This window comes from Streptococcus sp. CCH8-C6 (assembly GCF_001557225.1).
Classification (GTDB): Bacteria; Bacillota; Bacilli; order Lactobacillales; family Streptococcaceae; genus Streptococcus; species Streptococcus sanguinis_C.
The window spans coordinates 32,957-52,853 of record NZ_LSJN01000061.1 but is presented as its reverse complement, the minus strand read 5'-3'; the positions used below and the strand labels follow the sequence as shown (position 1 = coordinate 52,853).

The 19,897-nt window shown below is 43.5% G+C and carries 23 protein-coding genes; 22 read left to right on the top strand and 1 reads right to left on the bottom strand.

The window, feature by feature from the left end; all coding sequences use genetic code 11:
• Nucleotides 1-49: 49 nt before the first annotated feature.
• Entirely contained in the window at nt 50-457 is a 408-nt protein-coding gene (locus tag AX677_RS06005) for a helix-turn-helix domain-containing protein (protein ID WP_060976493.1), read from the bottom strand.
• Nucleotides 458-727: 270 nt separating this feature from the next.
• Between AX677_RS06005 and AX677_RS06000 the strand changes: the two genes are divergently transcribed.
• The 22 genes from AX677_RS06000 (at nt 728) to AX677_RS05905 (ending at nt 19,867) form a co-directional block, all read left to right on the top strand.
• Nucleotides 728-1,984, top strand: a complete 1,257-nt coding sequence (locus AX677_RS06000; protein ID WP_060976492.1) for a competence/damage-inducible protein A — start codon at nt 728-730, stop codon at nt 1,982-1,984.
• 58 nt (nt 1,985-2,042) lie between these two features.
• Complete coding sequence (gene recA, locus AX677_RS05995; RefSeq protein ID WP_060976491.1) at nt 2,043-3,191, top strand: recombinase RecA; 1,149 nt, start codon at nt 2,043-2,045, stop codon at nt 3,189-3,191.
• An 85-nt stretch (nt 3,192-3,276) separates the two neighbouring features.
• Entirely contained in the window at nt 3,277-3,675 is a 399-nt protein-coding gene (gene spx / locus AX677_RS05990; RefSeq protein ID WP_002894078.1) for a transcriptional regulator Spx, read from the top strand.
• 135 nt (nt 3,676-3,810) lie between these two features.
• A complete protein-coding gene (locus AX677_RS05985; RefSeq protein WP_060976490.1) occupies nt 3,811-4,383 on the top strand; it encodes an SP0191 family lipoprotein in 573 nt (190 codons plus the stop codon).
• Nucleotides 4,384-4,488: 105 nt separating this feature from the next.
• On the top strand, nt 4,489-5,055 hold the full coding sequence (locus tag AX677_RS05980) for an SP0191 family lipoprotein (protein WP_060976489.1): 567 nt from the start codon (nt 4,489-4,491) through the stop codon (nt 5,053-5,055).
• Nucleotides 5,056-5,198: 143 nt separating this feature from the next.
• A complete protein-coding gene (locus AX677_RS05975) occupies nt 5,199-5,465 on the top strand; it encodes an IreB family regulatory phosphoprotein (protein WP_060976488.1) in 267 nt (88 codons plus the stop codon).
• Nucleotides 5,465-5,884 carry a Holliday junction resolvase RuvX gene (gene ruvX, locus AX677_RS05970; RefSeq protein ID WP_002894074.1) on the top strand — a complete coding sequence of 140 codons (420 nt, stop codon included), beginning with the start codon at nt 5,465-5,467 and terminating at the stop codon, nt 5,882-5,884. Before AX677_RS05975 ends, ruvX begins: the two co-directional genes overlap by 1 nt.
• A 24-nt stretch (nt 5,885-5,908) precedes the next feature.
• Nucleotides 5,909-6,220: a DUF1292 domain-containing protein gene (locus AX677_RS05965; RefSeq protein ID WP_060976487.1), complete on the top strand. Its 312-nt coding sequence runs from the start codon at nt 5,909-5,911 to the stop codon at nt 6,218-6,220.
• A gap of 181 nt (nt 6,221-6,401) precedes the next feature.
• Entirely contained in the window at nt 6,402-7,634 is a 1,233-nt protein-coding gene (locus AX677_RS05960) for a folylpolyglutamate synthase/dihydrofolate synthase family protein (RefSeq protein ID WP_060976486.1), read from the top strand.
• A 57-nt stretch (nt 7,635-7,691) separates the two neighbouring features.
• On the top strand, nt 7,692-8,171 hold the full coding sequence (locus AX677_RS05955) for an SP_0198 family lipoprotein (protein ID WP_060976485.1): 480 nt from the start codon (nt 7,692-7,694) through the stop codon (nt 8,169-8,171).
• Between the two features lie 194 nt (nt 8,172-8,365).
• Nucleotides 8,366-9,901 (top strand): cardiolipin synthase, encoded by a 1,536-nt coding sequence (gene cls / locus AX677_RS05950; RefSeq protein ID WP_060976484.1) that lies wholly within the window; start codon nt 8,366-8,368, stop codon nt 9,899-9,901.
• Between the two features lie 178 nt (nt 9,902-10,079).
• Entirely contained in the window at nt 10,080-10,223 is a 144-nt protein-coding gene (locus AX677_RS09160; RefSeq protein WP_002916703.1) for a hypothetical protein, read from the top strand.
• Between the two features lie 38 nt (nt 10,224-10,261).
• Nucleotides 10,262-11,809 (top strand): hypothetical protein, encoded by a 1,548-nt coding sequence (locus tag AX677_RS05945; RefSeq protein ID WP_060976483.1) that lies wholly within the window; start codon nt 10,262-10,264, stop codon nt 11,807-11,809.
• 221 nt (nt 11,810-12,030) lie between these two features.
• Nucleotides 12,031-14,226, top strand: a complete 2,196-nt coding sequence (gene nrdD / locus AX677_RS05940) for an anaerobic ribonucleoside-triphosphate reductase (RefSeq protein WP_060976562.1) — start codon at nt 12,031-12,033, stop codon at nt 14,224-14,226.
• A 1-nt stretch (nt 14,227) separates the two neighbouring features.
• The gene (locus tag AX677_RS09155) at nt 14,228-14,368 is read left to right on the top strand and encodes a hypothetical protein (protein WP_002902050.1); all 141 of its coding nucleotides are present in this window, start codon (nt 14,228-14,230) and stop codon (nt 14,366-14,368) included.
• Nucleotides 14,369-14,420: 52 nt separating this feature from the next.
• Nucleotides 14,421-14,918, top strand: coding sequence for a GNAT family N-acetyltransferase (locus AX677_RS05935; protein WP_002931882.1), 498 nt, complete (start codon nt 14,421-14,423; stop codon nt 14,916-14,918).
• Between the two features lie 9 nt (nt 14,919-14,927).
• Nucleotides 14,928-15,452 (top strand): GNAT family N-acetyltransferase, encoded by a 525-nt coding sequence (locus AX677_RS05930; RefSeq protein ID WP_002931883.1) that lies wholly within the window; start codon nt 14,928-14,930, stop codon nt 15,450-15,452.
• A complete protein-coding gene (nrdG, locus tag AX677_RS05925) occupies nt 15,439-16,038 on the top strand; it encodes an anaerobic ribonucleoside-triphosphate reductase activating protein (protein WP_060976482.1) in 600 nt (199 codons plus the stop codon). Before AX677_RS05930 ends, nrdG begins: the two co-directional genes overlap by 14 nt.
• A gap of 215 nt (nt 16,039-16,253) precedes the next feature.
• Nucleotides 16,254-17,726, top strand: a complete 1,473-nt coding sequence (locus tag AX677_RS05920; RefSeq protein ID WP_060976481.1) for an LCP family protein — start codon at nt 16,254-16,256, stop codon at nt 17,724-17,726.
• The gene (gene cps4B, locus AX677_RS05915) at nt 17,723-18,454 is read left to right on the top strand and encodes a capsular polysaccharide biosynthesis protein Cps4B (protein ID WP_002931886.1); all 732 of its coding nucleotides are present in this window, start codon (nt 17,723-17,725) and stop codon (nt 18,452-18,454) included. Before AX677_RS05920 ends, cps4B begins: the two co-directional genes overlap by 4 nt.
• 8 nt (nt 18,455-18,462) lie before the next feature.
• Complete coding sequence (locus AX677_RS05910) at nt 18,463-19,158, top strand: Wzz/FepE/Etk N-terminal domain-containing protein (protein ID WP_002931887.1); 696 nt, start codon at nt 18,463-18,465, stop codon at nt 19,156-19,158.
• 10 nt (nt 19,159-19,168) lie between these two features.
• On the top strand, nt 19,169-19,867 hold the full coding sequence (locus AX677_RS05905; protein WP_002931888.1) for a polysaccharide biosynthesis tyrosine autokinase: 699 nt from the start codon (nt 19,169-19,171) through the stop codon (nt 19,865-19,867).
• Nucleotides 19,868-19,897 lie beyond the last annotated feature (30 nt).

Genomic DNA, 19,897 nt, shown 5'->3' with positions numbered 1-19,897 from the left:
TCATAGAAAAAATTCCTTGGTTTTCTAACATCCAAGGAATTTTGTTTAGTTATCCTTTCTGCATCCAAATCTTTTCCTTGATAAAGATGCGTAATTCATAGAAAAGCATAAAGAGGGTGGAGATGAGGAAACCAGCCATAAAGATATGGTGCAAGTAAGCAAAGACAACAATATAAACCAAGATGGAAAAAAGGTAGAGGATGACTAAATAATGCCATTTCTTGGCCTTACTATCTTCGATGACCTTTTTCTCCAAGCGCTCATCCTCCTTGATGAGTGTGTCCAGACTGATATCAAATTCCCGACTGATAGCGATGAGATTTCCAATATCAGGGATACCTTTTTCGCTTTCCCAGCGGGCAATGGCAGAGCGGGAAACCTTGAGCCTTTCCGACAAGGCCTCTTGAGTGAGTTGATTTTGTTGACGAATATCTTTGAGAACTTGTGAAATTTTCATGATGATCTCCTTTCTTCAAATAAAAGTATTTAGATGATTTCCTTTTTTCATCTTTATTATAAAAATAATGAAACCATTTGCCAATAGCATTTTCCTAACAATCCAGTTATTCTACATAACATCAGTCATTCTTAAAAGTTTTCCACAGTATGTTGACAAGTTTGTCAAGGAACTTGACAGTTCTTTTTATTTCCTGAAATGAAAATCAACTTTTTTAAGATTTTTTGTGATAAAATAAAGCCAATTCCGAATAGTAAGATAGGAGGTTCTATGAAAGCAGAAATTATTGCTGTGGGCACCGAGATTCTGACAGGTCAGATTGTCAATACCAATGCCCAATTTTTATCTGAAAAACTGGCGAGTCTGGGGATTGATGTTTATTTTCAAACAGCAGTGGGGGACAATGAAAATCGTCTCCTCTCTGTTTTGGAAATTGCTCAAGGGCGTAGTAATCTGATTATCCTAACAGGAGGCTTGGGGCCAACAGAGGATGATTTGACCAAGCAGACCTTGGCTAAGTTCTTAGGGCGTGAGCTTAATTTTGACTCACAGGCTGTGGAAAAGCTGGATCGCTTTTTTGCCAGCCGGCCAGATTATGCTCGAACGCCCAACAATGAGCGTCAGGCCCAGCTAGTTGAAGGCTCGACTCCGTTACTAAATGCGACTGGTTTAGCTGTTGGCGGTTTATTGGAAGTTGATGGAGTGACTTATGTAGTCCTGCCTGGTCCGCCTAGCGAGCTCAAGCCTATGGTCAACAACGAGCTGGTTCCCCTCTTATCCACAGGTCAAAAGCTATATTCGAGGGTGCTACGCTTCTTTGGTATCGGCGAGAGTCAGCTAGTGACTATTTTGTCAGAGATGATTGAGCAGCAGAGTGACCCCACCATTGCTCCTTATGCAAAGACGGGAGAGGTTACCCTGCGACTGTCCACCAAGGCTCTGAGTCAGGCAGAAGCAGATGCCAAGTTTGAGGCTGTGGAAAAGGAAATTTTGGCACATAAGACTTTTGAAGGTCAGTCGCTGTCAGAGATTTTCTATGGTTATGGAGATGACAATTCCTTGGCTCAGGTGGCTTTTGACTTGCTGAAGAGTCAAGGAAAGACGATTTCGGCGGCGGAGAGTCTGACAGCAGGGCTCTTTCAGGCGACCTTGGCTGATTTTGCTGGAGCCTCTTCCATTTTTTCAGGTGGCTTTGTCACCTACAGCATGGAGGAAAAGAGCCGGATGCTGGATATTCCGTTGGGAGACCTGGAGAAGCACGGTGTCGTTTCCGCTTTTACGGCTGGGAAAATGGCAGAGCAGGCTAGAAAGCTGACCGAAAGTGACCTAGCTGTCAGTCTGACAGGTGTGGCTGGTCCAGATTCACTGGAAGGCCATCCAGCAGGGACCGTTTTTATCGGCTTAGCAAGTGCTTCAGGAACAGAAACTATTAAGGTCAATATTGCTGGACGAAGTCGGCGTGATGTGCGGAAAATTGCTGTTCTGCACGCCTTCAACCTAGTACGAAAAACTTTATTAAATAGCTGATTTTTGGTATAATGACGAAGATGGCCAAAAGACATTTTAGAAAAAACAGGAGAAATAAATGGCAAAGAAACAAAAAAAATTAGACGAAATCTCAAAGAAATTCGGCGATGAGCGCCAAAAAGCCTTGGATAATGCTCTTAAAAACATTGAAAAGGATTTTGGTAAGGGAGCTATTATGCGTCTTGGCGAGCGGGCAGAGCAAAAGGTTCAAGTTATGAGTTCTGGCTCTTTGGCCTTGGATATTGCCCTTGGTGCTGGTGGTTACCCTAAGGGACGGATTATTGAAATCTATGGTCCGGAGTCTTCTGGTAAGACAACCGTTGCGCTTCACGCTGTTGCTCAAGCGCAAAAAGAAGGTGGTATCGCAGCCTTTATCGATGCTGAGCATGCTTTGGATCCGTCATACGCGGCTGCTCTGGGTGTTAATATTGATGAGTTGCTGCTGTCTCAACCTGATTCTGGAGAACAGGGACTGGAAATTGCCGGCAAGCTGATTGACTCAGGTGCGGTAGACTTGGTGGTTGTGGACTCAGTTGCAGCCCTGGTACCACGTGCGGAAATTGATGGCGATATCGGTGACAGCCATGTCGGCTTGCAGGCTCGGATGATGAGCCAGGCTATGCGCAAACTGTCTGCTTCTATCAACAAAACGAAGACGATTGCGATTTTCATTAACCAGCTGCGCGAAAAAGTTGGCGTTATGTTTGGTAATCCTGAAACAACACCAGGTGGCCGTGCACTGAAGTTCTATGCTTCTGTCCGTCTGGATGTTCGCGGTAATACTCAAATCAAAGGTACTGGTGATGAGAAGGATACCAATGTTGGTAAAGAAACCAAAATCAAGGTCGTTAAAAATAAGGTAGCTCCGCCATTCAAAGAAGCTTTCGTGGAAATCATGTACGGAGAAGGTATTTCTAAGACAGGTGAGCTGATTAAGATTGCGACTGATTTGGATATCATCAAAAAAGCTGGTGCTTGGTACTCCTACAATGATGAAAAAATCGGTCAAGGTTCTGAAAATGCTAAGAAGTACTTGGCTGATCATCCAGAAGTCTTTGACGAAATTGACCGCCAGGTTCGTGTTCGCTATGGTTTGATTGAAGGAGATGAGCTAGCAGAAGCGGTTGGCAGCAAGGCTGACAGTCCTGTGGAAACGATGGAAGAAGTGATTCTTGATTTGGACGATGCCATTGAAATTGAAGAGTAATTTTGCAAAATAGGTCGCAAGACCGATGGTTTTTGTGATATAATAGACTACGATATTAGTATCGTGTAGCGAAAGGAGTACTTACATGATCACAATCTATACTGTCTCAAGTTGTACTAGTTGTAAAAAAGCAAAAACCTGGCTAAACGCTCATCAATTAACTTATAAAGAACAAAATTTAGGTAAAGAAGGCATCACCAAAGAGGAACTTCTGGATATTTTAACCAAAACAGAAAATGGTATCGCGAGTATTGTTTCATCCAAAAACCGCTATGCTAAAGGTTTGGGTGTTGACATTGAGGAATTAAGTGTTAACGAAGTTCTTGACATCATCATGGAGACCCCGCGTATTTTGAAAAGTCCCATTTTAGTGGATGATAAACGTCTCCAAGTTGGTTACAAAGAAGATGATATCCGTGCTTTTCTGCCACGTTCTGTTCGCAATGTTGAAAATGCAGAAGCTCGTCTACGGGCAGCTCTTTAATCTTTGAATATAACTGAAAGAGTCGGGAAGAGAATCTCGACTCTTCTTTTTGTTCAGGTTGATAGAGAGCTTTGGCGACTTGATGGATTGACAAGGAGCACAACTGTGATACAATATCTCTGAGGAGGATGGAAGATGAAGAAAATTATATTAGGACTGGGATTGAGTGTGGCACTGTTAGCAGGCTGTGGACAGAAAAAAACGGAGACGCCTTCAAATGCGGCTGACAAGAAAGAAATCAGCAATAATCTGCCAATCATGGATAATGCCAAGCAGCAGGAAGTGATTACTCGGACACTTGTTTTTCCAAAGGATGAACGAGGAAACCAGCAGAGTCGGACAGTGACTTATCAGGGAGAGCATTTCAAACGCTTGGTTATTGAAAGGTTGACTGCTACTGATGCTGAGATGAAAGAAGCTATCAAGCAGATGGGGCTGGAGGAAGCACAGAAGTCGCTCAATGAGTCACTGGAGCAGGATGCAGACTATGTGCAGGCTCGTGGACTTCAAGGTTTTAGCGGCTCAGTCACTATTTTGAATGAGAATGAGCTAAAAATGACTTCCACCTATGATTTTGAGAGCCTAGATATCGAAAAAGCGGCAGCTATGCCTTATTTTCAAAATCTCAAGCTCAAAGAAATGATTAAGCTGACGCCAGAAGAATACATCAACAATCTCCTGATGAATGGAGCAGAAGAGCAGAAATAAGCTGCTCTTTTTTATTACATTTTAATGACAGAGTGACAATCAGTTTGACAGCGCTTTTTTAATCATGATATGATGTAGTTAACTTATTGTTTAAGGAGTTAAGAGATGAAAAAAGTATTCATTTACTTATTTGCTACTCTATTATGCTTAACCGCTTGTGGTCAAAAGACTGAGCCAACTGTCAATCATTCAGACCAGCAAAAGACCGATAAAAGCGTTGTCGAGAAATCAGAGAGTATTACCAAATCTTATCAAACGGATCAGGTATTTGAGGGAGGGAAAGAAACCAGAGTTCTAACCCTTACATACAAAGGTTCTGAGTATGAAAAAGTTATTCTAAGAATCAATAGGACTATTCCTGCTAATATCAAAGAAACGATGGGAGAGGATGGTATTTCATCAGCAAAAAATGAATTGTTAGAGACAGCAGAAAGTTTACTTGGATTGGATAAAATTGAAACAATCAATGGCATTGATATGCGTGCAGATGCTACATCAGATGAATTTTTATTTGTGATTAGCGTAAATCCTAAAGAGCTCGATTTTGAAGCTGTTAAACAAATTCCAACTTATGGGGAACTTTTTGGTCAAATTCAGACTTTGAGCCCAGAGGAGTTTTTAAATAATTTTAAGGGAGAGAGTGGTTTAGAGGTACCAAATCTTTCTGAATAACATTGCCTCTATCCATTCTGCAAAGAGCAGCTTTTAGAGGCTGAAAGTTAGAGCATACAGATATCATTGAAGAATGAATTAAATTTGTGAAAAGCCTTTAATTATGCTATAATAGGGATATTCTAAAGAAAGAGGGTGTAATTGTGGGATTTACAGATGAAACAGTACGTTTTAATCTCGATGATTCAAATAAAAAAGAAATTAGCGAGACTTTGACAGATGTCTACAAGTCGCTCAATGACAAAGGATACAATCCAATCAATCAAATCGTGGGATACGTACTCAGTGGTGATCCTGCGTACGTACCTCGCTATAACAATGCCCGCAATCAAATCCGCAAATACGAGCGCGATGAGATTGTTGAGGAGTTGGTTCGTTATTATTTGAAAGGACAAGGCGTCGATCTCTAATGAGAATTATGGGATTAGATGTGGGCTCGAAAACGGTTGGGGTTGCCATTAGTGATCCTCTTGGTTTTACGGCTCAAGGACTGGAGATTATTCCGATCCATGAAGAAAAGGGCGAATTCGGCCTAGAGCGCTTGGGTGAGCTGGTTAAAGAGTACAAGGTTGATAAGTTTGTTATTGGTCTGCCTAAGAATATGAACAATACCAGCGGCCCTCGAGTGGAGGCCAGCCAGGCTTATGGCCAGCGGGTTTCTGAGCTGTTTGGTCTGCCGGTTGACTATCAGGATGAGCGTTTGACGACGGTGGCTGCTGAGCGCATGCTGGTGGAGCAGGCGGACATTAGCCGCAGCAAGCGCAAGAAAGTTATTGATAAGCTGGCGGCGCAGCTGATTTTGCAGAATTATCTGGATCGAAATTTTTAGAAAAGAAATGAAGGAGACACTAGTATGACACATGATCATAACCATGACCACGAACATGAAGAGCGGGAATTAATCACCTTGGTTGACGAGCAAGGAAACGAGACTTTATTTGAAATTCTTTTGACCATTGACGGCAAGGAAGAGTTTGGCAAGAATTATGTTCTTTTGATTCCGGCTAATGCGGAAGAAGATGAGAATGGTGAAGTAGAGATTCAAGCTTATTCCTTTACCGAAAATGAAGATGGCACAGAAGGCGACCTGCAGCCAATCCCAGAAGGCTCAGATGCTGAATGGGATATGATTGAAGAAGTCTTCAACAGCTTTATGGAAGAGTAAGACTAGCCTAGTCTCGTTTCCAGAAATGGACAAGTGCGGGCGAAAAGCTAGCTAAACTTGACAGATGAAGGAAGTAGCCAAGGATCGGCTATTTTCCATCTCATATCATAAAGATTAGAAAGAGGAGCGAGTTGCAATTCAGATTTGAGTTCTGCTTCGCTGCTCTTTTTTAGGTAAAAAAATGAATGAAATTGAAGAATGGCTGAATAGCCGAATTGGTCTAAACTTTCGTTCGGGTCTAGGGCGGATGCAGCAGGCTGTAGCTCTTTTGGGAAATCCTGAGCAGAGTTTTCCAACGATTCATGTAACTGGTACAAATGGCAAAGGCTCTACTATTGCTTTCATGCGTCAGCTGTTTGCGGGGCATGGTCGCAAGACAGGGAGTTTTACCTCGCCTCATATGATTAGTATTCACGATCGGATTTGTATTAACGGTCAACCGATTGTTCCAGCTGATTTTATCCGTCTGGGTCAAGAGGTGCAAAAGATGGAGCAAGAACTGCTCGAAAGCCATGACCAGTTGTCCTATTTTGAAATTCTGACCTTGATTGCCTTTCTCTATTTCAAGGAGCAGGAAGTGGACATAGCCCTGATTGAGGTGGGGATCGGCGGACTCTTGGACACGACCAATGTCATTACGGGAGATATTGCGGCCATCAGCTCTGTTGGCTTGGACCACCAAGAGACTCTGGGAAGGAGCTTGACGGCGATTGCGAAGCAAAAGGCAGGGATTTTTAAGCCGGGGCGGCCAGCGGTCATCGGGCCACTGCCAGAGGAAGCGCGATTGGTTTGTGAACAGCGAGCTGAGGAGCTGGGAATAGAACTCTATCAGTATGGTCGCGATTTTTCTCTAACGAATCAGACTTTTTCTAATTCTACTATGGCCCTATCCAATCTTGAACTGGGACTCAAGGGGAGCTATCAGGAGGAAAATGCTGCGCTGGCCCTGCAGGCATTCCTACTCTTCATGCAGCAGCAGGGCTGGGAAATAGATTCTGCTAGGATTCGGACGGCCTTGCAGGAGACTCGGTGGGTAGGGCGCTTGGAAGAAGCTAGTCCAGGTATCTATCTTGATGGGGCTCACAATCTGCCCGCGCTGGAGAGGTTAGTGGAGTTTATCCAGAGCCAGAATGACAAAGAGTGCTTGCTTCTTTTCGGTGCTCTCAAGCGTAAGGACTATAGCGCCATGCTGGATTATCTGCGAGAGGCTCTGCCAAATGTTCAGTTGACGGTTACTTCCTTTTCTGATGGAGATTCCCTTGGTCAAGCTGAAGCGGAAGGCTTCTTATACATAGAGGATTATCGGCAGCTTATTCAGAATTTTCAGGAGAGACAAAACGATGATCAACTGCTTTTCATTACGGGCTCCCTCTATTTTATTGCAGAAGTCAGAGCTTATTTGACAAGTTTATAAATTGACCGCCAGAGTCCTGCTTTGGTACAATAAAGACAGAAGAAAAAGGAGAATACTATGGCAATTTCTAAAAAGTTAATTTTTTCGGGTCTAACTGCTGCGGCTGTTTTGGCCTTGGCAGCCTGCGGTTCTAATCAGAACCAGACGGCGCCTTCCTCTCAGTCTCAGTCAGCCGCTTCCAGCAAGCCAGCAGAGTCTTCGTCAGTAGCTAGCACGTCTAGTGCGGCCAATAACAGTTCATCTGCTTCAGCATCCTCTTCCGAGCAAGCAGCCAATGGCGAGCTGGATGGCAGCTACCAGACAAGTCATGAAGGCGATCAGCTGACCTTGCAGATTTCAGGCACCACTGGCCAGCTGACCAAGGTTGAGGCGGATGGTGAGCAGGAGATTGAACAGGTTCAGATTGATGCTACCAACCAGACCATGATCATCGGAGATGATGTCAAGCGCTATCGCATTGAGGGCAATCAGCTGACAATTGAGGATCTTTCCCAAGAACCTTATGATGATGACACACTGGTCTTTACGAAACAATGATGAAAGAGCCCTGTCTTGAATAGGGCTTTTCCTTTTATTAGTTGTAATCTTGCAGTGCGACTTAGAGGATAGTAGTATTCAAAAGCTGTACTTAGATTTTTATCAATCAGAAATACAGTTTGCATTGATATAAACGTTGTTTTAAGGCAATTTTACTGCTATACTAGAATATATGCAATGAGATAGGAGAGTGTATGACTTTCAGGAAATTCCGCTTATTAATGTCAAAATACGGTTTCAGCATCATTATTATGCTGCTGGAGCTGGTCTTTGTCTTTGTTGCGTTCTTCTATTTTAATGAGATTGCACCCAACTGGCTGTCAGTAGCGATGATTGTTTTCCTGTATATTGGGACTATTTTAGCGATTGTCAACCGCAATATGCCGCCTGAGAGCAAGGTGACTTGGCTCCTGATTGCTGTGGTACCCGTATTTGGCTTCCTGCTCTATCTGATGTTTGGTGAGCGGCGGCTGTCTAAAAAAGAAATGATTCAGCTGGAAAATATGGACTCCATGAAATTTCGCGAGGACAACAGCTATGAACTCCGTGTTCAGCTGAAAAAGGAAAACAAGTCAGCCTACGGTATTATCAAATCACTGCTGAGTATGGACAATAATGCGGATGTCTATGACGGTACAGCTTCTCGCTATTTCCCTATCGGAGAGGAGATGTTTGAGGCGATGCTGGCTGATCTGCGGGCTGCTGAGAAATTCATTTTTCTGGAATTTTATATCATTGATGAAGGTCTGGTGTGGGACAGTGTTCTGGAAATCTTGGTCGAAAAAGCTGCGCAGGGCGTTGAAGTCAAGTTGCTCTATGATGATATTGGCTGCATGGCTACTTTGCCAGGCGATTATACGCGTAAGCTGCGCAAGATGGGCATCGAGGCTTATAAGTTTAACAAGGTGATTCCGCGAATGACGGTATCCTACAACAACCGTGACCACCGCAAGATTTTGGTCATTGACGGTCAGGTTGGCTATACTGGCGGCATTAATCTAGCTGACGAGTATATCAATCATATCGTTCGTTTTGGCCACTGGAAAGATGGCGGTGTGCGCTTGGAAGGTCGGGCAGTCAAAGCTCTGACGCGGCTCTTTCTCATGAACTGGTATATCAACCGCGGGGAAATCACAGACTTTGACAAGTACCATCTGGAAAATAAAGCTGTTGAAGGCAAAGGGCTTTACGTTCCCTATGGCAGCGGGCCTAAGCCTATTTATAAGGGTCAGGTTGGCAAAACGGTCTATCAAAATATCATCAGTCAGGCTACGGACTATGTCTACATTTCCACGCCTTATCTGATTATTGACTATGACCTGACGGAGGATATTAAGAATGCTGCTATGCGGGGAGTGGATGTCCGCATCGTGACCCCTTTCATTCCGGACAAGAAGTTGATTCAGATTGTTACCCGCGGAGCCTATCCGGATCTGATGGAAGCAGGGGTTAAGATCTTTGAGTACACGCCAGGTTTTATCCACAGTAAGAACGTGGTGGCTGATGATGAATTTGCTGTGGTAGGGACGATTAACTTTGATTACCGCAGTCTGGTGCACCACTATGAAAATGCAGTTCTGATGTACCATACGGAGAGTATCCCAGCTATCAAGGAAGATTTTGAAGCCATTTTTGAGGCTTCTGAGGAAATTCTTCCTGAAAATCTTGATAGCAGCTGGTATCGTCGCCTTATCAAAGAAATCATGCAGCTCTTTGCACCTATGCTCTAATGCCGGAGGAGGGTAAGTTCTGCAGAAATATACAGAAAATCTGAGGCGGAAGTCTCAGATTTTTTTGTATGTGCTTTTGCGGTTTGTGCTGAGATATCTTTTTGTCATTCTCACTTTTATATGGTGACAGATTTTTGCTCTGTTTTTACGAATGTAAAAAATAAAGGAATTTTTTAAGATGACAATGGAGAAAATTTCCAGTCAGCCGTTTGCTTATGAAACGAGAGAATATCGCTGTTTTCGGGAATTGGAGGAGCTGGCTAGAAGCTATAATGCTCAGAAGAAGGGTCAAGAGAAAGCTGACAGGAGGACAGGAATTTGATATACTAGATGGGACTGATATCAAGGAGAATATTTTATATGCATGATACAACGGAAGAAAAAGTTTTAGAGGTTTCAGAGGAGCAGCTAACTAGGGCTGAAAGGTCTGAGCAAAAAATTACCAAGCCAGAGCCAACGCCCTATTTTTTGACGCTCTGGTGCAGTTTGGCTATCAGCCTGCTAAGTGTGGTCAATCCTTTTTTGACCAATCTAGCAACGAATTTACAAAGTCAGAATCTCTATGCCGGTTGGGCCATGACTCAGGGGCAGGTGCCTTATTCGCAAATATATGGAACTAGTGGCCTGCTTTACTATCTGATGGCTTGGACCAGCAGTCTGGCTTTTGGCCAGCTTTTGTGGATGGTCTTTCAGACGCTGGCTCTGTGGCTGGCTGGACTTTTCCTGCACAAGACCTTGGTGCTCTTACAGCCTAAACAGGATTTATCGCGCAGCCTCCTGCTGCTCTTTTACCTGCTAGTCTTTGCCCTTGGATTTGGCGGTCTTTACTCTAATATTTTTGTTCTGCCCTTTATTTTTTGGGATCTATCTTTCTTGGTGCGCTATCTGCAGGATTCAATCAAGGACGAAAAGTTCATTGTCTATGGAGCATTTGGAGCTCTTGCTTTTATGATTGATCCGGTTTCCAGCCTAGTCTTCTATTCTTTGACTGCTCTGGTGCTTTTGGTCTACAATATCGCGACCAAGCGAGCAGCTCAAGGTTTTTATCAGCTCTTGGCAGGCCTCTTTGGCTTCTCAGTGATTTTTTATCCTATCGGCTACTTTACTGTTGCCAATCAAACCTTTGGCCAGGCTATCAGTCAGGTGACCTATGCTTGGGATTCCATCAGCTTGATTGGCAGTCATAGTATTTCTAATTTGGTTTATTATGGCTTGCTGACGGTTGGTCTAGGTTTCATTTCTGCTTTGGGTGCCAATCTCTTTTCAAGGGAAAAGGGGCAAGCAACCAGCCTGCGCGTCTTGCGCTTTATCGGTCTGCTAGGGCTCTTCATTACTGTCTTTGCGGCTTTTATCCTGCAAGATCAAGGCAGTTATCAACTGCTTCCGGCTCTGCCTTTTGCCATGATTCTTTTTGCTTTGTGGTTCAATAAAGGCAAGCAGCAGGCACCGGGGCGTCACCGCCGGGATCGCCGTCGTCCTACCATGTGGACTTCCTATCTCTCAGGCCAGTTCTTTCTGCCGCTCTTAGCCATCTTTTATCTGATTGGCTATCCTTTGGTGAATGAGTATATCCTTTCCAGCGGTGTATCTGCTGAAAGAAGCGAGGCGGCTCAGTATATTAAGGAAAAGACCAAGGATGGGGATACCATCTATGCCTGGGACACCTCGGCTAGTCTGTATCAAAAGAGCGGCCGCCTATCAGCTGTTTCTCTCTTGTCTCCAACTTTGTATGTGGGAACGGCTGAAAATCGTCTAGGTCTTCAGAAGGGACTTGAAAACAGCCAGCCCAAGTATATCTTGGTTAACAATGATATCAAATTACTGTCAGATGTGAAGCAGCTAATTTCCCAAAATTACAAGGAAGTTGACCTCAAACTCGACCGTTTCAAGCTTTATCAACTTAAATAGTAAAAAATCAATATGTTGTGTCTAAAGTTAAAAATTAACTTTTTTTCCACAACATATTGATTTTTAATTTTAACGTGTTATAATGAGACTTGTATCGACTTATTTAAAAAATACTGTTCTTTGGATGAAGAGCTATCGGAGAATTCCTAGAAATATCTCCCTAACTATCTGGTCTGAAGAGACTTGATTTGTCCTAAGGGCAGGAAAAGGAAGTGTTCATGATGATTTTAAGGGAAGAGAAGTTTGAAACTGCTCCAGCGATTTATGTGGAGAAGAGGGATGGCCGCAGGGTGGCTTTTGATGTGTCAAAGATCTATAAGGCTATGGTGCGGGCAGCTCAAGAAGTCGGTCCGCTGAATCCGATGCTGGAAGCCAAGCTAGAAGCTATCACAGACCGCATTGTGGCAGAAATTAGCAGTCGCTTCGCTAAGTATGTCAAAATCTATGAGATTCAGAACATCGTTGAGCATGAGCTTTTAAATGCCAAGGAATACGCCATTGCGGAGAACTACATCACTTACCGCACCCAACGGGATTTTGAGCGCTCAAAAGCGACAGACATCAACTTTACTATTGACAAGCTTCTCAACAAAGATCGTACGGTAGTCAATGAGAATGCTAATAAAGACAGTGATGTTTTCAATACCCAACGGGATTTGACTGCTGGGATTGTCGGCAAATCCATCGGCCTTAAGATGTTGCCGCCTCATGTGGCCAATGCTCACCAGAAGGGGGACATCCACTACCATGATTTGGATTATAGCCCTTATACGCCGATGACGAACTGCTGTCTAATTGACTTTGACGGCATGCTGAAAAATGGCTTCAAGATTGGGAATGCAGAAGTAGAGAGTCCCAAGTCTATTCAGACTGCGACAGCGCAAATCTCGCAGATTATTGCCAATGTAGCTTCCAGCCAGTACGGTGGCTGTTCGGCCGATCGAATTGATGAGGTCTTGGCGCCCTATGCTGAGCTTAATTATCAAAAGCATCTCAAGGATGCAGAGCAATGGGTTTTGCCGGATAAGCAGAAAGAGTACGCTTGGGCGAAGACCAAGAAGGATATCTACGATGCCATGCAGTCGCTGGAGTATGAGATTAATACTCTCTTTACCTCTAACGGTCAGACTCCTTTTACTTCACTGGGCTTTGGTCTGGGGACCAATCGTTTTGAGCGGGAAATTCAGAAGGCTATTCTCAATATCCGTATCAAGGGACTGGGAAGCGAGCACCGCACAGCAATTTTCCCTAAGCTGATTTTCACCCTTAAGCGTGGGCTCAATCTCGAGCCGGGAACGCCGAACTATGACATCAAAGAACTGGCTCTGGAGTGTGCCACTAAACGCATGTATCCAGATGTCCTCTCCTATGACAAGATTATCGACTTGACTGGTTCTTTCAAGGTGCCGATGGGTTGCCGTTCTTTCCTGCAAGGCTGGAAGGATGAAAATGGCCAGGAAGTCAACTCCGGCCGTATGAATCTAGGTGTCGTTACTGTCAATCTGCCACGGATTGCGCTTGAATCCGAGGGGGATTTGGATAAATTCTGGGAACTTTTTAACGAGCGGATGAATATCGCTGAAGATGCTTTGGTCTACCGTGTGGAGCGGACCAAGGAAGCCAGTCCAGCCAATGCACCGATTCTTTATCAGTATGGGGCTTTTGGCCAACGCTTGGGCAAGTATGATCAGGTAGACCAGCTCTTTACTCACCGTCGTGCAACGGTTTCCCTGGGCTATATCGGTCTGTATGAAGTGGCAGCAGTCTTTTATGGCGGTAATTGGGAGACCAATCCAGAAGCCAAGGACTTTACGATTGCTATTGTCAAAGATATGAAGCGTCGGGTGGAAGAGTGGTCCGAGCAGTATGACTATCATTTCTCTGTTTACTCAACGCCATCTGAAAGTCTGACCGACCGTTTCTGTCGTTTGGATACAGAGAAGTTTGGCGTCGTTCCAGACATTACTGACAAGGAGTACTATACTAACTCCTTCCACTACGATGTGCGCAAGAATCCAACACCTTTTGAAAAGCTGGACTTTGAGAAGATTTATCCTGAAGTGGGAGCCTCAGGTGGCTTTATCCATTACTGTGAATATCCTGTGTTGCAGCAAAATCCCAAGGCACTGGAAGCTGTTTGGGACTATGCCTATGACCGGGTTGGCTATCTGGGAACCAATACACCGATTGACCGTTGTTACAAGTGTAACTTTGAGGGAGATTTTACGCCGACCGAGCGGGGCTTCACCTGTCCAAACTGTGGCAACAGCGATCCCAAGACGGTTGATGTGGTCAAGCGGACCTGCGGTTACTTAGGAAATCCGCAAGCCCGTCCAATGGTCAATGGCCGACACAAGGAAATATCAGCTCGGGTCAAGCACATGAATGGCTCGACTATTAAGTACGAAGGAAATTAAGATGGGAAAGTATCAATTGGATGACAAAGGAAAGGCTCAGGTGCAGCGTTTCCATGAAAAACATTCGCAGGGCGGCAGCAGCAAAAAAGAACGATTAGCCAAACTGCGTCAGCAATTTTTAGAAAAGAACAAGAAACAATAGAAGTCAGAGTGGGGCGCAAGGTGGCCTCACTCTCTTCGTATCAGGAGGTACTATGGAGCTGAGACGACCGGAACTAGGAGACAAGGAAAAGATTTTAGAGATGCTGGCTGACTTTGAAGCAGCTGGTAGCCGACAGGACGGCTTCTTTGGCGGAGCAGATTTTGTCTATGAGGACTGGCTGGAGACGATTCAGCTAGCTGAGGCAGGTCTAAGCTTGCCAGAAGGTTTTGTGCCTTACATCCAACTAATCTCTTTTGCTGCGGATGGTCAGGCTGTGGGCTTTCTCAATCTGCGCTTGCGGCTCAATGACTTTTTGCTCCAAGAAGGCGGGCATATCGGCTATAGTATCCGTCCTTCTGCGCGTGGGAAAGGATTGGCAAAGGAGCAGCTGCGACAAGGTTTGCAAGTAGCCAAAAGTAAAAATATAAAACGAGTCCTAGTAACTTGCGATAGTGACAATGCTGCCAGTCGAGCAGTGATTCTGGCTAATGGCGGAGCTTTAGAGGATATTCGAGGCGGGAAAGAGCGCTACTGGATCGATGTCAATTAAGGAGGGAATATGGAGCTAAGACGACCAACTTTGGAAGATAAAGATGCGATTTTAGAGATGATTGCGGAGTTCGATGAAGCAAAATCCTATATGCATGGTGGCATGGGCTCCACTTGGAAGCGAGCAAAGGATTATGAGGATTGGTTGAAAATTATAGAACAGAAGGAAGATGTGGCAAACTTGCCAGCAGGTTGGGTTGCTGCCATCCAATTTTTGTCCTTTGATGAGACCGGCTTGCCTCTGGGCTTTTTAGCCCTGCGCTTGTCCTTGAATGACAAATTATTTGTAGAGGGTGGGCATATTGGTTATTCTATTCGGCCCAGTCAACGCAGAAAGGGCTTGGCCAAGTTGCAGTTAGAGCTAGGACTGGCAGAGGCTCGAAAGCAAGGACTAGGACGAGTGCTGATTACCTGCGATGAAGATAACGAAGCCAGCCGCCGCACCATTCTCTCCGCTGGTGGAGTTTACGAAAATACAATCGACAGAAGTCAGCGCTACTGGATTGATTTGGAGGATGAAGATGAACAATCCTAAACCTCAAGAATGGAAAAGTGAGGAGCTGAGCAAGGGGCGAATCATTGACTATAAGGCCTTTAACTTTGTGGATGGCGAAGGTGTCCGCAACTCTCTCTATGTCAGTGGCTGTATGTTCCACTGTGAGGGCTGCTATAATGCAGCAACTTGGTCTTTCAACGCCGGCATTCCTTATACACAAGAACTGGAGGAGCAGATTATGAAAGATTTGGCGGAACCCTATGTGCAGGGGCTGACCCTCCTAGGCGGCGAGCCTTTTCTCAATACAGGCATTCTCCTGCCCTTGGTCAAGCGGATTCGGAGAGAGCTTCCAGACAAGGATATCTGGTCCTGGACGGGCTACACCTGGGAGGAGATGATGCTGGAAACGGAGGATAAGCTGGAGTTGCTGAGCCTGATTGACATCCTAGTAGACGGCCGTTTTGACATTACCAAGAAGAATCTCATGTTACAGTTTCGTGGATCTTCCAATCAGCGAATCATTGATGTGCAGAAGTCCCTTCAGTCAGGTCAGGTAGTCATCTGGAACAAGCTAAATGATGGCCTCCAGGCCTATGAGCAAGTTGACAGGGATAAGATGCTTTAAAAAAGAGGTTGCGCCTCTTTTTTTTATTGTCAAAAGTCATAAAATATAAGGTCAACAAGAACAAAGAAGAAATTTACCGAAAATTAAGACATTCCGTCCTTTTTTGTTAACAAATTTTGAAAAAAATCCAAATATTTTAAAATATTTGGGTTAATAAAAGTATATTTGTGGTATAATAAAATGTATTTATATTCAGGGAGTAAAAAGGGAGAATTATGAATCACCATAGGAAAATTATGCCTACTTCAAAAAAAGGACGGAAGCTCAGGCTCTTTAATGCCGCCTTGCTTGTATTAGCGGCCCTCATTTCAGGCTTATTAATTTTTTCAATATTTAAAAATAATGTTCTAGCATTTCATCACCTAAACCTTATTATAACAGTTGTTCTAGGGGTCGTAGTTCTTCTATCCTCCTTTTTTGTATGGAAAAATATATTTCAAGTTTTCACTCTGATATTACTTTTTTTAGTTTTGATTGTAACTTCAGGTGGAATGTATGGTTTAAAAACTCTCATCGACTTGTCGAACGGGGTCAATTCATCATCCAATTACTCTGACATTGAAATGGGAGTCTATGTCAGATCTGATAGTGAGATTACGGATATCAGCCAGATTCAAAATGTAATGGCTCCAACTGGGAATGGAGATGGAGAAAATATTAATTCTTTAATAGAGCATCTTAAAAAGACCAAGAGTCTAGAAATCTCAGTAACAAGTACCTCATCCTATATTGCTGCTTACAAAGGGCTAGTTAATCATGAGTCAGAAGCAATTGTTTTAAATAATTCTTTTGAAGACATGCTGGCTTCCCATGATGCTGACTATGCTTCAAAGATAAAGAAAATCTATACTTATAAAATCACCCGTCAAGTAGAGACTGGCAAGCGCAGCGATGCTGCTGATGCGGATGTCTTCAATATCTATGTCAGTGGTATTGACACTTATGGGTCTATCTCATCTGTCTCTCGTTCCGATGTCAATATCATCATGACGGTCAATCGCAAGACCAAGAAAGTCCTCTTGACTACAACTCCTCGTGATTCTTATGTGGCGATTGCAGACGGAGGAGCTGGGCAGATGGACAAGCTGACCCATGCAGGGATTTACGGAGTAGATGCTTCTGTCCACACGCTGGAAAATCTTTACGGCATTCGCATTGACTACTACGTTCGTCTGAACTTTACTTCCTTCCTCAAGCTGGTAGACCTGCTGGGAGGGATTGATGTTGAAAATGACCAAGAATTTACCAGCCGACATGGCAATCATCATTTTCCAGTAGGGAAAGTCCATATGAACTCAGACCAGGCATTAGGTTTTGTTCGCGAGCGTTACTCTCTTCAGGGTGGCGACAATGACCGCGGGAAAAATCAAGAAAAAGTTATCGAAGCAGTCATTAAAAAGCTGACTTCAACTAGTGCTTTGAAGAACTACAACGAGATTATTTCCGGCTTGCAGGACTCTATTCAGACCAATATGGAGCTGCCTGTTCTTATGAATCTGGTCAATACCCAGCTGGAGTCAGGTGGAAGCTATCAAGTTCAGTCACAAGCCATCAGCGGAAATGGCCGCATGGATCTACCATCCTATGCTATGCCAGATTCCAATCTCTACATGATGGAAATCCAACCGGAAAGCCTTGATAATGCTAAGGCAGTGATTCAGCAGGTAATGGAAGGGAAAACGCCATGATTGACATCCATTCTCATATTATCTTTGATGTGGACGATGGTCCTAAGACTCTTGAGGAAAGTAAAGAGCTACTTGAGGAAAGTTATCGTCAGGGAGTTCGGACGATTTTTTCGACTTCCCACCGTCGAAAGGGTATGTTTGAGACATCTGAGGAAAAGATTCAAGAGCATTTCCAAAAGGTTAAAGAACTAGCACCACTTATTGCGCCAGATCTTAATATTCTTTATGGTGCAGAAATTTATTACACTAGTGATGTTTTAGAAAAATTAGAGCAGGGGTTGCTTCCTACATTAGGAGAAACCCAATATGTGTTAATCGAGTTTAGTATGGCGACTCCGTATAAGGAGATTCATACAGGTTTGGGAAATATTCTTCGCTTAGGCTTGACACCAGTTGTTGCCCACATTGAACGCTATCATTGTCTGGAACGTGATGAAAGGAAAGTTCAAGAGTTGATTGATATGGGTTGTTATACTCAGATTAACAGCTCTAGTGTTTTAAAACCAAAACTATTTGGCGATTCCTACAAATTTATGAAGAAGCGTGCTCACTTCTTTTTGGAGAGAGATTTAGTCCACTTTGTTGCGAGCGATATGCATAATATAAGTAAACGACCAACTTATATGAAAGAAGCCTTTGACTTAGTTGAAAAAAAATATGGTTCACAACGGGCGACAGCCTTGTTTGGAGCTAATCAGCAGAAACTATTGAACAATGAATTAATTTAGGAGGATTCATGGAAAAGAAAGAAAATCAAATGATGGAAATAGACGTTCTCTCAATGCTTAGAACCTTATGGTTAAAGAAGTTCACCATTGTATTAGGAGCGGTGGTGTTCGCTTTGTTGGCTTTAGGCTATAGCGCTTTTATTGCGCCTAAAGTTTATCAAACTACGACCCGAATCTATGTGGTTAGCCGACAAAACACGACTGAATCGGCTTTGACTAATCAAGATTTGCAGGCTGGTTCTTATTTAGTAAAAGACTTCAAGGAAATTATTTTATCGCAAGCTGTGCTATCTCAGGCAATTAGTGATTTACAATTGAAGATTTCCCCAGCAGAGCTTGCTAAGAATATATCTGTCTCAGTGCCTGTGGATACTCGTATAGTCTCTATTACAGTTAAAAATAAAAGTCCAGAGGAAGCTGCACGTATTGCAAATTCCTTGCGTAATGTTGCAGCAGAAAAAATTATTGAAGTAACAAAGGTTCCAGATGTAACAACACTAGAGGAAGCTGAAATTCCTAAAGAGCCTTCTTCTCCTAATATTCGCCGAAACATTCTTTTGGGATTTTTAGTTGGAGGACTAGTTTTTGCTCTTGTTATTATCACTGTAGAGTTAGTAGACGATCGAGTGAAGAAACCAGAAGATATTGAGGATATTTTAGGTCTAACTCTTCTAGGGGTTGTACCTGATATGAAGAAAATGTGAGGGAGAGAAAATGGCAGTTTTAGAATTAGTAAGAAAGAGAAGAGACTTAGTAAAGTTAACAGAAGAATACTATAATGCGCTCAGTACTAATGTTCAATTGAGTGGTGCGAACATTAAGGTAGTTGAAGTAACTTCTGTCATGCCGAATGAAGGGAAGTCGACGACATCTACCAATCTAGCGATTGCATTTGCTCGGTCTGGGTATAAGACTTTGTTAATTGATTCGGATATCCGTAACTCTGTGATGTCAGGCGTTTTTAAGAGTCATGGTAAGGTTTTAGGATTGACAGATTTTTTATCAGGGCAGTCAGATGTTAAGGCTATCTTGAATACTACAGATATTGCCAATTTGCATATTATTTTAGCTGGACAGCCTTCCCCTAATCCGACTGGATTGCTGCAAAGTAAGAATTTTGAAATTTTATTAGAAGCTCTCCGTACTCGCTATGATTACATTATCATCGATACATCACCAATTGGGTTAGTTATTGATGCTGCTATTATTGCTCAGAAATGTGATGCAAGTTTGTTAGTGACAGAAGCTGGGGCTGTCAAGCGTAAAGCAGTAGCTAAGGCGAAAGAACAGTTGGCACAGACAGGAACACCGTTTCTAGGTGTTGTACTAAATAAATTTAATGTTCAACTAGAGCGTTATGGCTCCTATGGTTCTTATGGAGGTTATGGGGACTACGGAAATTATGGGAAATAGAAATTCATAAATGTTTAGGATGGTTAGGAG